Origin of the sequence: Pseudomonas sp. BF-RE-22 (assembly GCF_019956155.1) — a bacterium.
In the GTDB taxonomy this organism is placed as follows: domain Bacteria; phylum Pseudomonadota; class Gammaproteobacteria; order Pseudomonadales; family Pseudomonadaceae; genus Aquipseudomonas; species Aquipseudomonas migulae.
Genome location: NZ_JAHBDD010000055.1, coordinates 98,632 through 111,981, shown reverse-complemented (window position 1 = coordinate 111,981; position 13,350 = coordinate 98,632). Strand labels below are relative to the sequence as shown.

Annotated in this window: 14 protein-coding genes; 9 read left to right on the top strand and 5 right to left on the bottom strand. The window is 60.3% G+C overall.

What is annotated here, in order from left to right; all coding sequences use genetic code 11:
* Positions 1–89 precede the first annotated feature (89 nt).
* From dgcA to KGA82_RS23130, 3 genes are all read right to left on the bottom strand, one after another.
* Entirely contained in the window at positions 90–2,150 is a 2,061-nt protein-coding gene (gene dgcA, locus KGA82_RS23140; RefSeq protein ID WP_008033247.1) for a dimethylglycine demethylation protein DgcA, read from the bottom strand.
* A gap of 15 nt (positions 2,151–2,165) precedes the next feature.
* The gene (locus tag KGA82_RS23135) at positions 2,166–2,696 is read right to left on the bottom strand and encodes a DUF5943 domain-containing protein (protein ID WP_008033249.1); all 531 of its coding nucleotides are present in this window, start codon (positions 2,694–2,696) and stop codon (positions 2,166–2,168) included.
* A 78-nt stretch (positions 2,697–2,774) separates the two neighbouring features.
* Positions 2,775–3,752 carry a dipeptidase gene (locus KGA82_RS23130; RefSeq protein WP_008033250.1) on the bottom strand — a complete coding sequence of 326 codons (978 nt, stop codon included), beginning with the start codon at positions 3,750–3,752 and terminating at the stop codon, positions 2,775–2,777.
* 234 nt (positions 3,753–3,986) lie between these two features.
* Here KGA82_RS23130 and KGA82_RS23125 point away from each other — a divergent pair, with 234 nt between their 5' ends.
* Both KGA82_RS23125 and KGA82_RS23120 read left to right on the top strand, forming a co-directional pair.
* Entirely contained in the window at positions 3,987–4,388 is a 402-nt protein-coding gene (locus KGA82_RS23125) for a lysozyme inhibitor LprI family protein (protein ID WP_192227587.1), read from the top strand.
* Positions 4,389–4,468: 80 nt separating this feature from the next.
* The gene (locus KGA82_RS23120) at positions 4,469–4,885 is read left to right on the top strand and encodes a DUF3010 family protein (RefSeq protein ID WP_214379365.1); all 417 of its coding nucleotides are present in this window, start codon (positions 4,469–4,471) and stop codon (positions 4,883–4,885) included.
* 131 nt (positions 4,886–5,016) lie between these two features.
* Here the strand turns inward: KGA82_RS23120 and KGA82_RS23115 are convergent, their stop codons facing one another.
* On the bottom strand, positions 5,017–5,964 hold the full coding sequence (locus tag KGA82_RS23115; RefSeq protein ID WP_008033255.1) for a GlxA family transcriptional regulator: 948 nt from the start codon (positions 5,962–5,964) through the stop codon (positions 5,017–5,019).
* A gap of 192 nt (positions 5,965–6,156) precedes the next feature.
* On the opposite strand from KGA82_RS23115, the gene KGA82_RS23110 reads away from it, so the two are divergent.
* The 7 genes from KGA82_RS23110 (at position 6,157) to aac(6') (ending at position 12,107) form a co-directional block, all read left to right on the top strand.
* Positions 6,157–7,101, top strand: a complete 945-nt coding sequence (locus KGA82_RS23110; RefSeq protein ID WP_008033257.1) for a choline ABC transporter substrate-binding protein — start codon at positions 6,157–6,159, stop codon at positions 7,099–7,101.
* 89 nt (positions 7,102–7,190) lie between these two features.
* Positions 7,191–8,078, top strand: coding sequence for a 3-keto-5-aminohexanoate cleavage protein (locus KGA82_RS23105; RefSeq protein ID WP_008033258.1), 888 nt, complete (start codon positions 7,191–7,193; stop codon positions 8,076–8,078).
* A gap of 135 nt (positions 8,079–8,213) precedes the next feature.
* The gene (locus tag KGA82_RS23100; protein WP_008044808.1) at positions 8,214–9,179 is read left to right on the top strand and encodes an L-carnitine dehydrogenase; all 966 of its coding nucleotides are present in this window, start codon (positions 8,214–8,216) and stop codon (positions 9,177–9,179) included.
* Between the two features lie 136 nt (positions 9,180–9,315).
* Positions 9,316–9,792: a thioesterase family protein gene (locus KGA82_RS23095; RefSeq protein ID WP_207284845.1), complete on the top strand. Its 477-nt coding sequence runs from the start codon at positions 9,316–9,318 to the stop codon at positions 9,790–9,792.
* A 13-nt stretch (positions 9,793–9,805) separates the two neighbouring features.
* Entirely contained in the window at positions 9,806–10,969 is a 1,164-nt protein-coding gene (locus KGA82_RS23090; protein WP_223452607.1) for a gamma-butyrobetaine dioxygenase, read from the top strand.
* A gap of 373 nt (positions 10,970–11,342) precedes the next feature.
* Entirely contained in the window at positions 11,343–11,606 is a 264-nt protein-coding gene (locus tag KGA82_RS23085) for a hypothetical protein (protein ID WP_008033263.1), read from the top strand.
* A 54-nt stretch (positions 11,607–11,660) separates the two neighbouring features.
* A complete protein-coding gene (aac(6'), locus tag KGA82_RS23080; protein WP_223452606.1) occupies positions 11,661–12,107 on the top strand; it encodes an aminoglycoside 6'-N-acetyltransferase in 447 nt (148 codons plus the stop codon).
* Here the strand turns inward: aac(6') and KGA82_RS23075 are convergent, their stop codons facing one another.
* On the bottom strand, positions 12,108–13,211 hold the full coding sequence (locus tag KGA82_RS23075; RefSeq protein WP_008033265.1) for a GlxA family transcriptional regulator: 1,104 nt from the start codon (positions 13,209–13,211) through the stop codon (positions 12,108–12,110).
* Positions 13,212–13,350 lie beyond the last annotated feature (139 nt).

Genomic DNA, 13,350 nt, shown 5'->3' with positions numbered 1-13,350 from the left:
GCGAATGCGATGGGTCAGCCGACAACAATGTTGAATGTCAGGACGCCTTCGCGGGCAAGCCTCGCTCCTACAGGGTTATCCACAAGCTCTTAGAAATCCTTGCACAGCCGCAGCGCGTCGTAGATCGCCGCGTGCACGTTACGCTGGGCCACGCAGTCGCCGATGCGGAACAGCAGGTAGCCGTCACCGCTCTGCTCAAGGCATGGCTGCGGCTTGATCGCGAACAAGGCTTCGACGTCGATCTGGCCTTTGTTCCGCGAGCCGTCCTTCAGCGCGTAGTAGATTTCTTCGTCCGGGCGCACGCCGTTTTCCACGACCACTTGGTCGACCACCCGCTCCTCTTTGGCGCCGGTGTATTCGTTTTCCAGTACCGCCACCAGCTTGTCGCCTTCGCGGTAGACCTTCTCCAGCATCATGTCCCCGGTCATGATCACTTCTTTCGGGTACATGCTGCGGTAGTAAGTCGGGAACGACGTACCGCCAATCGCTACGCCCGGCTTGATGTCGTCGGTGACGATCTCGACCTGGCTGCCCTTGTCGGCGAGGAAGTCGGCGGTCGACATCCCGGTGAACTCGCAAATCGTGTCGTAGACCAGCACGTTCTTGCCCGGCGCGACCTTGCCGTCGAGCACGTCCCAGCTGCTGACCACCAGGCCTTCAGCCGCGCCCCAGTGTTCGTTCTGCTCAAGGAACGGATGGCCGCCAACCGCCAGCACCACCACATCCGGACGCAGGTCCATGATGGTCGGTGCATCAGCCGCAGTGCCCAGGCGCAGGTCGACTTTCAACCGTGCCAGTTCCAGCTGATACCAGCGGGTGATACCGGCGATCTGGTCACGCTGCGGCGCTTTCGACGCCGTGGTGATCTGCCCGCCGATGAACTCCTTTTTCTCGAACAGGGTCACGTCGTGGCCACGTTCGGCGGCCACGCGGGCGGCTTCCATCCCGGCAGGACCGGCCCCGACCACCACCACCTTGCGCTTCACGCCAGTGGTTTTTTCGATGATGTGCGGCAGGCCCATGTATTCACGGGAGGTCGCCGCGTTCTGGATGCACAACACATCCAGGCCTTGATACTGACGGTCGATGCAGTAGTTCGCGCCGACGCATTGTTTGATCTGGTCGATCTGGCCCATCTTGATCTTGGCGATCAGGTGCGGGTCAGCGATGTGCGCGCGGGTCATGCCGACCATGTCGACGTAACCGCCCTCCAGAATACGGGTCGCCTGGTTCGGGTCCTTGATGTTCTGTGCGTGCAGCACCGGAACCTTGACCACTTCCTTGATGCCGGCCGCCAGGTGCAGGAACGGCTCCGGCGGGTAACTCATGTTCGGAATCACGTTGGCCAGGGTGTTGTGGGTGTCGCAACCCGAACCCACGACGCCGAGGAAATCGAGCATGCCGGTGTCGTCGTAATACTTGGCAATCTGCTTCATGTCCTCGTGGGACAGACCGTCCGGGTGGAATTCGTCACCGCAGATACGCATGCCCACGCAGAAATCGTCACCAACCTCGGCACGCACGGCTTTCAACACTTCCAGACCGAATTTCATGCGGCCTTCGAAGCTGCCGCCCCATTCGTCGGTACGTTTGTTGACCCGCGGGCTCCAGAACTGGTCGATCATGTGCTGGTGCACGGCCGACAGTTCAACGCCGTCCAGGCCACCGGCCTTGGCACGACGGGCCGCTTGGGCGTAGTTGCCGATCACCCGCCAGATTTCTTCCGGCTCGATGGTTTTGCAGGTGGCGCGGTGCACCGGTTCACGGATGCCGGACGGCGACATCAGCGTCGGCCAGTTGAAACCGTCCCAGCGCGAGCGCCGGCCCATGTGGGTAATCTGAATCATGATCTTGGCGCCATGCTTGTGCATGGCGTCGGCCAGATTCTGGAAGTGCGGAATAATGCGGTCGGTGGACAGGTTCACCGAACTCCACCACTCCTGCGGGCTGTCGATAGCCACCACGGACGAACCGCCGCAAATCGCCAGGCCGATCCCGCCCTTGGCTTTCTCTTCGTAATACTTGACGTACCGATCGGTGGTCATGCCGCCGTCGGTCGCGTAGACCTCGGCATGCGCGGTGCTGAGCACGCGGTTACGGATGGTCAGTTTGCCGATCTGGATCGGCTGGAACATTGCTTCGAAAGCCATGGCGGGTTCCTCGACTTACAACGGCTTGACGGTGAACAAACCGTCGTCGTGGCCTTCTTCGGAGCCACCGTAGACTTGTTCGGCAACGGTGCGAATCTTGCTGCCGCGGGCTTGCAGAATCTGGTCCATGGCACCGGCAAACCAGCCAGTGAACATGTAGTCGACCTTGCGCCCGACCTTGCCGTACACGTAGACGAAAGCGGAGTGTTCAAGCTTGACGCTGGCGGTGCCTTTGTCGAGGTCGATGTCCTGGATCTTGAACAGGCCCCAGCCGCGTTGCGACAGGCGCTTCATGTAGTGCTCGAACACCGCGACGCCTTCCAGGCCGTGGCATTCAGCTTCTTTTTCACACCAGTGCCAGGCGGACTTGTAGCCGGCCTTGTAGAGAATTTCGGCGTAGGCGTCGGCGCCCAGCACTTCCTCGATGCCCATGTGGTTGTTGACGAAGAAATGACGCGGCACGTACAGCATCGGCAGGGCGTCGGAGGTCCAGACACCGGTTTCGCTGTCGACTTCGATAGGCAATTGCGGGGCGATCTTGGCCATGGAAACTTAACTCCAGAAAAATTTTTGTGTTGCCCCCGGCACGGATGGCCGGGGGAAAGAATTCAGAGGTGCGGCGGCTTATTCGCCCCAGACATCTTTCAAGACGTTGACCCAGTTCTCGCCCATGATCTTGCGGACCACGCGCTCGGAATGGCCGCGCTTGAGCAGGGTTTCGGTCAGGTTCGGGAACTCGCCGACGGTGCGGATGCCCAGCGGGTTGATGATCTTGCCGAAGCTGGTCAGACGGCGGGCGTAGCCCTTGTCATGGGTCAGGTATTCGAAGAAGTCCTGGCCATGGCCCTGGGTGAAGTCGGTGCCGATGCCGATGGCGTCTTCGCCGACGATGTTCATGGTGTATTCGATGGCTTCGGCGTAGTCGTCGATGGTCGAATCGATGCCCTTGGCGAGGAACGGCGCGAACATGGTCACGCCGACGAAACCGCCGTGGTCGGCGATGAACTTCAGTTCTTCATCGGATTTGTTGCGCGGGTGAATTTTCAGACCCGACGGCAGGCAATGGGAGTAGCAGACCGGTTTCTTCGATTCGAGGATGACTTCTTCGGAAGTCTTGGAACCGACGTGGGACAGGTCGCACATGACCCCGACGCGGTTCATCTCGGCAACGATTTCGCGACCGAAGCCCGACAGACCGCCATCACGCTCGTAGCAACCGGTGCCGACCAGGTTCTGGGTGTTGTAGCACATCTGCACGATACCGACGCCGAGCTGCTTGAACACCTCGACATAGCCGATCTGGTCTTCGAAGGCGTGAGCATTCTGGAAACCGAACAGGATGCCGGTCTTGCCCTGCTCTTTGGCTTTACGGATGTCGGCGGTGGTGCGAACCGGAATCACCAGGTCGCTGTTTTCGCGGATCAGCTTCTGGCTGGCGGCGATGTTGTTGACGGTGGCCTGAAAGCCCTCCCACACCGACACGGTGCAGTTGGCCGCGGTCAGACCGCCCTTGCGCATGTCTTCAAACAGCTCGCGGTTCCACTTGGCAATAATCAGCCCGTCGATAACGATGCTGTCGGCGTGCAATTCGGCTGGGCTCATCAGGCTGTCCCCTATTAGCGATTCATGCGCCGAATCGTCTGCCGGCGCTTTGGGGCCAGCATATGCCTGAGTACCGGTGCAGCCGGGTGCAAAAACGACAGGGGGTTTGCCGAAAGCGTCAATCTGCGACAAAGGGTCGTCGTTGAACGTCGCGGGCCACCTGTTCAAGGACTTGCGCATGGGCCAGAATTCGCCGCATTACGGAATTTGGGCCAAAAAAGGGGCTGAGGCGCAATGAAATCGATCTTACTGGCAATGGCACTGATAGCGACCGGCGTACAGGCGGCTGAAGAGTCCGACATCAACCCCTGCGATGCGGTCGAAAACGAAGTCCAGACCCTGGAATGCTCGGTCTACAGCCGAACCACCGCCGAAGACCTGCTCAAAGACAACTACCAGAGCCTGACCGAACGCATGCAAACGCTCTACGGCAAAAACCCGACACAACTGGCCGACATCACCGCAAAACTCAAAACCGCCCAGCAGCAATGGCTGAAAACCCGGGATGCGGATTGCACAGTTGAAGCGTTTCCGGCGACCAGCGGCAGCAAGGCATTCACCATTGCGCAGAACGATTGCGTGGCGCGGATGAGTGATGAGCGGTCGGAGTTTTTGGAGTCGATTGGGCAGGAGTGATTAAGAGCTGAGCTTATTGTTTCTACACCCTGCCAACGCGAGCGGTAAGCTGCACACCATAATTTGGTAGAGGGATTCAAATGAAAATCTGCGGCATCGAAATCAAAGGCAGCGAAGCGATCATCGCCGTGGCCTCCCTCGACGATCAGGTACTGAGCCACGTCGCGCTGAACACCAAGAAAATCGCCCTTGACGATGACGACGAAGCCGCCAACGTCAAAGTCTTTGCCGCTCAGGTCGCATCGTTTGTACGCGAGAATTCCATAGACCGGATCGCGATCAAGAAGCGCAGCAAGAAAGGCGAATTCGCCGGTGGGCCGACCACGTTCAAGATCGAAGGCGTTTTTCAGTTGCTGGAGAGTTGCGAGGTGACGTTGCTGTCGCCGCAGACGATCAATGCGCAGAACAAGAAGTTTGATTTCGAACTGCCGGGGACGCTGAACAAGTATCAGCATGAGGCTTACAAAGCCGCCTGTTCGGCACTGATGAAAAAGTAAACGCGACACGACCTGTAGGAGCGAGGCTTGCCCGCGAAGGCGGAGTGTCAAACGACGGTGATTTCGATTGAGGCGGCCTCTTCGCGGGCAAGCCTCGCTCCTACAGGATTCGGTTTTTTCCGTTGGTAGTTTCAGGCCTTTTGGGTTTGTCGCCGGTCTTCCCGCGGACACCGCTCAAACTTCGCCCGATAACTGCGGGTGAAGTACGACGGCGATTCAAACCCGCACGCAATGCTCACTTCCAGCACACTCATATCGGTCTGCCGCAGCAACTGCCGCGCCTTCTCCAGCCTTAGCCGCAGGTAGAAATTGCTCGGTGTGTCGTTCAGGTGCAACCGAAACAACCGCTCCAACTGCCGCCGTGTCACCTTGATCGACTCCGCCAGCTCCAGCGTGGTCAGCGGCGGTTCGCTGTGTTGTTCCATCTCGCCGATCACGTGAACGAGCTTCTTGTTGCTGATGCCATAGCGCGTGGCGACTTCCATGCGCTGGTGGTCTTTGCGCGGGCGGATGCGTCCGAGCACGAATTGTTCGCTGACCTGGATCGCCAGTTCCGGACCGTGGGCCTGGGCGATGAGGTCGAGCATCAGGTCGATGGAGGCGGTGCCGCCAGCCGAGGTGATGCGCCGGCGGTCGATCTCGAACAGCTCCTGAGTGACGCTGAGCTGTGGATAAGATTCCTTGAACGCGTCGATGGCTTCCCAATGCAGTGTCAGGCGATGCCCATCAAGTAAGCCGGCCTCGGCGAGAACGAAGCTGCCGGTGTCGATGGCGCCGAGTGTCACGCCTTCGTTGTCCAGCCGGCGCAGCCAGTGCTCCAGAGCTGGCGTGGCGAATTTCAGCGGTTCAAAACCGGCAACCACCAATAAGGTCGCGCCTTTCTTCAGCGGTTCCAGTGCTGCATCGGCGTTGACCGACATGCCGTTACTGGCCAGCACTGCCCCGCCATCCGCACTCAGCACGTGCCAGCGATACAGCTCGCCGCGAAATCGATTGGCGACCCGCAACGGCTCGATGGCCGAGATGAAACCGATGGCCGAGAAACCCGGCATCAACATGAAGTAGAAATCCTGGGACATGGAGCGCACTCGATTCGCGGGTAGCGTGTGCTGTTGATACGCCACTTGCGAGCGGCATTCAAGTGGACAGGTCGCTGCAGTGCAAGAGCTGGTCGCCGCAGTGCGTTTTCATGGGTGCTTAGCTGCGTAACTTGGCATCACCGGCGCACAGACACCGGAATCCACAATAACGAACTGCCGAGGAAACCTGAGATGAAACGACTGATCAGCAGCTGTGTTCTTGCACTCAGCGGTACCGCTTTCCTGAGCGCCAGCGTCATGGCCGCCGAACCTGCATCGTGCCAGAACGTGCGCATGGGCGTCGTGAACTGGACCGATGTAATCGCCACCAGCGCCATGACACAGGTCTTGCTCGACGGCCTCGGCTACAACACCAAACAAACCAGCGCCTCCCAGCAAATCATTTTCGCCGGGATCCGCGACCAGCGCCTGGACCTGTTCCTGGGCTACTGGAACCCGCTGATGACTCAAACCATCACGCCGTTCGTCGATGGCAAGCAGGTCAAAGTGCTTGAGGCGCCCAGCCTGAAAGACGCCCGCGCCACCCTCGCGGTTCCGACTTACCTCGCCGACAAGGGCCTGAAAACCTTCGCCGACATCGCCAAATTCGAGAAAGAGCTGGGCGGCAAGATCTACGGCATCGAGCCAGGCTCGGGCGCCAACACGCAGATCAAAGAGATGATCGCCAAGAACCAGTTCGGTCTCGGCAAATTCCAGCTGGTCGAGTCCAGCGAAGCCGGAATGCTGTCGGCGGTGACCCGGGCGACCAAACGCAACGAAGCCATCGTGTTCTTCGGCTGGGCGCCGCACCCGATGAACGTCAACGTGAAGATGACCTACCTCACCGGCAGCGACGACGCTCTGGGCCCGAACGAAGGCATGGCGACTGTCTGGACCGTCACTTCGCCGACCTACGCCGAGCAATGCCCGAACATCGGCCGCTTGCTGAGCAACCTGACCTACACCGCCGAAGACGAGAGCCGGATGATGCAGCCGCTGCTGGATCACAAGGACGCCTTCGAATCGGCCAAGCAATGGCTCAAAGATCACCCGCAAGACAAGCAGCGCTGGCTGGAAGGTGTGACCACCTTCGATGGCAAACCAGCGGCTGAAAACCTGCAACTGACCAGCAAATAACTCTTCAGCAAACAGACCCAAACCGAACCACCGATTCGCAGCCCGACCGGGCTGCGAACGGGACCACCACGCCTGCAAGGAACCACCTCATGAACCACGACGTCATCATCACCTGCGCACTTACCGGTGCTGGCGACACGACCAGCAAAAGCCCACACGTGCCGGTCACCCCGAAACAAATCGCCGCTGCCGCCGTGGAAGCCGCCAAGGCCGGCGCCACCGTGGTCCACTGCCATGTTCGCAACCCGCAAACCGGCAAATTCAGCCGTGACGTGGCGCTGTACCGCGAAGTCATGGAGCGCATCCGCGAAGCTGACGTCGACATCATCGTCAACCTCACTGCCGGCATGGGCGGCGACCTGGAAATCGGTGCGGGCGAGAACCCGATGGAGTTCGGCCCGAACACCGATCTGGTCGGCCCGCTGACCCGTCTGGCCCACGTCGAAGAACTGCTGCCGGAAATCTGCACCCTCGATTGCGGCACCCTGAACTTCGGCGACGGCGACACCATTTACGTCTCCACCCCGGCGCAGCTGCGTGCAGGCGCCAAACGCATTCAAGAGCTGGGCGTGAAAGCCGAGCTGGAAATTTTCGACACCGGTCACCTGTGGTTCGCCAAACAGATGATCAAGGAAGGCCTGCTCGACGACCCGCTGTTCCAGCTGTGCCTGGGCATCCCGTGGGGCGCACCGGCTGACACCACCACCATGAAAGCCATGGTCGACAACCTGCCGGCAAACGCCGTGTGGGCCGGGTTCGGCATCGGGCGCATGCAGATGCCGATGGCGGCGCAAGCGGTGCTGCTGGGCGGCAACGTGCGGGTCGGCCTGGAAGACAACATCTGGCTGGACAAGGGCGTGTTGGCGACCAATGGCCAACTGGTCGAACGCGCCTCGGAAATCCTCAGCCGCCTCGGCGCCCGGGTTCTGACACCGGCTGAGGGCCGGGCAAAAATGGGCCTGACCAAGCGCGGTTAACCACACCTCACTTGTAGGAGCGAGGCTTGCCCGCGAAGAGGCCGGTACATCCGCCACACTGTCTGCGGCTGAGACACCGCCTTCGCGAGCAAGCTTCGCTCCTACAAAGATCACCGAATTTTTTAGGAAGTTGCCATGACCTTCATCACCGAAATCAAAACCTTCGCCGCCCTGGGCAGCGGTGTCATCGGCAGCGGCTGGGTGTCCCGCGCCCTCGCCCACGGCCTTGATGTTGTGGCCTGGGACCCGGCGCCCGGCGCTGAAGCCGCGCTGCGCAAACGCGTCGCCAATGCCTGGGGCGCACTGGAGAAACAAGGCCTGGCACCCGGCGCGTCGCAGGATCGCCTGCGCTTTGTCGCAACCATCGAAGAGTGTGTTCGCGATGCCGATTTCATCCAGGAAAGCGCCCCTGAACGCCTGGAGCTGAAGCTGGAACTGCACAGCAAAATCAGCGCCGCAGCCAAACCAAATGCTCTGATCGGCTCCAGCACCTCGGGCCTGTTGCCGAGCGAGTTCTACGAGAGCTCGACCCACCCGGAACGCTGCGTCGTCGGTCACCCGTTCAACCCGGTTTACCTGCTGCCATTGGTGGAAGTGGTCGGCGGCAAGAACACTGCGCCGGAAGCAGTACAAGCGGCCATGAAAGTCTACGAATCCTTGGGCATGCGCCCGCTGCACGTGCGCAAGGAAGTGCCGGGATTCATCGCCGACCGTTTGCTCGAAGCGCTGTGGCGTGAGGCCCTGCACCTGGTCAACGACGGTGTGGCGACCACCGGTGAAATCGACGATGCGATTCGCTTTGGTGCGGGTCTGCGCTGGTCGTTCATGGGCACGTTTTTGACCTACACCCTCGCGGGTGGCGACGCTGGCATGCGCCATTTCATGGCACAGTTCGGTCCGGCGTTGCAGTTGCCGTGGACGTATCTGCCGGCGCCGGAGCTGACCGACAAGCTGATTGATGATGTGGTGGACGGCACCAGCGATCAGTTGGGCAAACACAGCATTTCGGCGCTGGAGCGCTATCGTGATGACTGCCTGCTGGCGGTGCTGGAGGCGGTGAAGACCACCAAAGAGAAGCATGGGATGGCGTTCGCCGACTAAACCCCGCCGCCACTTGTAGGAGCGAGGCTTACCCGCGAAGAGGCCGGTACTTCCGACGGATCTCTTGTGGCAGGAATACCGCCTTCGCGGGCAAGCCTCGCTCCTACAGGTTTCACCCATTTTCGGATATGACGACATGCCCGCACTGACCACCTACCAAACCAAAATCATCCCCGACTGGGTCGACTACAACGGCCACCTGCGCGACGCGTTTTACCTGCTGATTTTCAGCTACGCCACCGACGCGCTGATGGACCGGCTGGGCATGGACAGCAACAACCGCGAAGCCAGCGGCAATTCGCTGTTCACCCTCGAACTGCACCTCAATTACCTGCATGAAGTGAAGCTCGACGCCGACGTAGAAGTGCACACCCAGATCATCGCTCACGACAGTAAACGCCTGCACCTCTATCACAGCCTGCACCTGGTCGGTGACGACAAAGAGCTGGCGGGCAACGAGCAGATGTTGCTGCACGTCGACCTCGCAGGCCCCCGCTCCGCGCCGTTCAGCGAAGACACGCTGGGCAAGCTGCAAGCCATCGTTGCGCAACAAACCGACCTGCCCACCCCTGACTACATTGGCCGAGTGATCGCTTTACCCCCAAAAAAATAACAAGGAGATCGCCATGAACACCGCCGCCGCTTTTGCTGACTTCCGTACTTATCCGTTGATCAGCGCGCTCAGTGGCGTGCAGGCCCTGGCGGATCGCGTTCTCGTGAAATGGGCCGATGACCGTGTCAGCCCCTTCCATCACCAGTGGTTGCGTGACAACTGCCCTTGCCCGCAGTGCGTCTACACGGTGACCCGTGAGCAGGTGCTGGAAATCGTCGACGTTGCGCAGGACCTGATGCCCGCAGAGACAAGCGTCGACCCTGAAGGTTGCCTCTGCATTCAGTGGCAGGACGGTCACCTCAGCCGCTTCGATCCAGGCTGGTTGCGGGCCCACGCCTATGACGACGAATCCCGTGCCGAACGCCGCGCCGCAAAGCCAAAATCCCGTCTGTGGAAAAGCGACTTGTCGCTGCCGGTGTTCGATTATCAAGCGCTGATGGACGACAACGACGCCTTGTTGCAATGGCTGTTGGCGGTGCGCGATATCGGCCTGACGCAAGTGCGCGGCGTGCCCACCGAACCCGGCTCGTTGAAGCTGATCGCCCAGCGGATTTCCTTCATCCGCGAGAGCAATTTCGGCGTGCTGTTCAACGTGCAATCCAAGGCCGATGCCGACAGCAACGCCTACACCGCTTTCAACCTGCCGCTGCACAGCGACTTGCCGACGCGCGAGTTGCAACCGGGGCTGCAATTTCTGCATTGCCTGGTCAATGACGCCGACGGTGGCGAGAGTATTTTTGTCGACGGTTTTGCCATCGCCCAAGCGCTGCGCGAGGAAGATCCCGAATCGTTCAAGGCCCTGTGCGAAATCCCCGTGGAGTTTCGCAACAAGGACCGTCACAGCGACTATCGCTGCCTCGCGCCGGTCATCGCTCTGGATGCGCTGGGGCAGGTGTCTGAAATTCGTATGGCAAACTTTTTGCGCGGGCCGTTCGATGCGTCGGAGGAAGAGATGCCCAGGTTGTACCGCGCTTATCGACGGTTTATTGCGATGACTCGCGAGGGGCGGTTCAGGCTGATGCAACGGCTCAACCCCGGGGAGCTGTGGTGCTTCGACAACCGCCGCACGCTGCATGCGCGCAATGCGTTTGATCCCGCCAGTGGTGCCCGGCATTTCCAGGGGTGCTATGTCGATCGGGATGAGTTGTTGTCGCGGATCCTCGTGCTACAACGCTAGACCGCGTCATCGTTTTTCGCGGGCAAGCCTCGCTCCTACAGAGTTAACGCTGCTTCCGTAGGAGCGAGGCTTGCCCGCGAAGGCGCCAGCACAGACACCCCCTATTCCCCGGATGCACAGGCAAAAAAAAACCCCGATCAAGCCGTGACAGGATCGGGGCAGAGGTGGGTACTGTTGAGGAGCCGTTGCGCGAGGGTGACCAAACCTTCGTGAAGCCAGCTGAATCCAGTGTGCCCACTCCTATCCTTCGCGAGTTAGCCGAAAACGACCTGTTCATAGGTATTGCGGCCATTGCGACAAATCGTCCTTGCCGACGCCAACGGCCCCTACGAGAATCGAACCACGACACCGTTCCCTGAAGAAGGATTGCGTCATGATGCACGCCGATTTGATTGACCAGGAAGACCTGTTGGGCCAGCTGAAATCGTTGGGCTTTCAAGTACCGAACGGCTCCACCGCCGAGCAGGCTTGCGAGTGCGCGGTGAGAGGATTGAACAACGAACGTGCGACCGTGCTGCGCACCATGGTCAAGCAGATGTACACCAGCAGTGCGACCATCCTGCCGGCAGTGCGTCAGGCTATCGACAAGCAGCTGCTGCCGGCATTGGCTGAATACCAACAAAGCCACCGCGCCTGACACGTCGGCGGTTTGCTAGAGTGGTGGCTTCCTGACCACCACAAGCGATCGCCGATGTTCCGAATCCAACACTGCCAGTCCGGCGAACAAGCGGGCTGGCTGCCTTTGCGCCAGGCACTCTGGCCTGATGCTTCGGAACAGGAGCATCAGGACGAAATCGCCGAACAGCTGCGCCAGCCGCAACGCTATATCAACTTTGTCGCCTACGACGCGGGTGAACAGCCCGTCGGCCTGGCCGAAGCCTCATTGCGCCACGACTACGTCAATGGCACCGACAGCTCGCCGGTGGTGTTCCTGGAAGGTATCTACGTGGTGCCGCAGCAGCGCCGCCATGGAGTGGCCGCACGACTGATCGAACACGTGGCGCAATGGGGACGGGAACGCGGTTGCGTGGAAATGGCCTCGGACACCGACGTCGATAACCTGCCGAGCCAGGAGACGCACAAGGCGCTCGGTTTCGAGGAAACCGAGCGCGTCGTGTTTTTCAGGCGTCAGCTCTGATCAGAGCCTTACGCTGGCGAAGGTCGACTCGTTGCGCGCCTGACTCAATGCCGACAACGGCCCGGACAACGGCGACAGCACCAACGCTTGCGGCAGCGGCATCATCGCCACCTGTTGCGTGGTGTTGGAGCCTACGCGTTCGTCACGCGGCGGAATGCCGAAGTATTCGCGGTAGCACTTGGAGAAGTGCGGCGTGGACACGAAACCGCACACCGACGCCACTTCGATGATCGACATCGGCGTTTGCTTGAGCAACTGCCGGGCACGGATCAGGCGCAGTTTCAGGTAGTAACGCGACGGCGAGCAGTGCAGGTATTTCTGGAACAACCGCTCGAGTTGCCGACGTGACACGGCGACGTACACCGCCAGTTCGTCGAGGTCGATCGGCTCTTCGAGGTTGGCCTCCATCAGCGCGACGATTTCCTGCAACTTCGGCTGGTTGGTGCCGAGCATGTGCTTGAGCGGCACGCGCTGGTGATCCTGTTCGTTGCGGATGCGCTCGTAGACGAACATCTCCGAAATCGCGGCGGACAGTTCACGCCCGTGATCGCGGCTGATCAGGTGCAGCATCATGTCCAGCGGTGCGGTGCCGCCGGAGCTGGTGAAACGGTTACGGTCGAGGGTGAACAGGCGGGTACTCATCGCCACACGCGGGAAAGCTTCCTGCATCGAGGCCAGACATTCCCAGTGCACGCTGCAGTCGAAACCGTCCAGCAGGCCGGCGCAGGCCAGGGCCCAGCTGCCGGTGCAGACTGCACCCAGACGCTTGGATTGACGCGCCTGGCTTTGCAGCCATGAGACGTGTTCGCGAGTTACCGTGCGCTGAATACCGATACCGCCGCAGACAATGATGGTGTCCATGGAAGGTGCTTTGTGCATGGAGGCGTCGGGGGTGATCTGCAGACCGTCACTGGCCCAGACCTGACCGCCATCGACGGTGAGCGTGGTCCAGCGATACAGCTCGCGACCGGACAATTGGTTGGCCATGCGCAGGGGTTCTACGGCGGAGGCCAGAGAAATAAGCGTGAAATTGTCCAGCAGCAGAAAGCCGATGGATTGAGGCGCACGGTTCTGGGGTTGAGCCCCGGAGTTGAACGTCGTCATCGCGGTATCTCCTCACACAAAGCAGGTGATGGCCTCAGGCGGAGGCTCTTGTTATTGCCATCGTTCTCGCGTGGGAGACGGGCTTTGTAATGACAGAGCAATTGCCATGCCTAAAATTGAATACGCGTTCAATAACTCC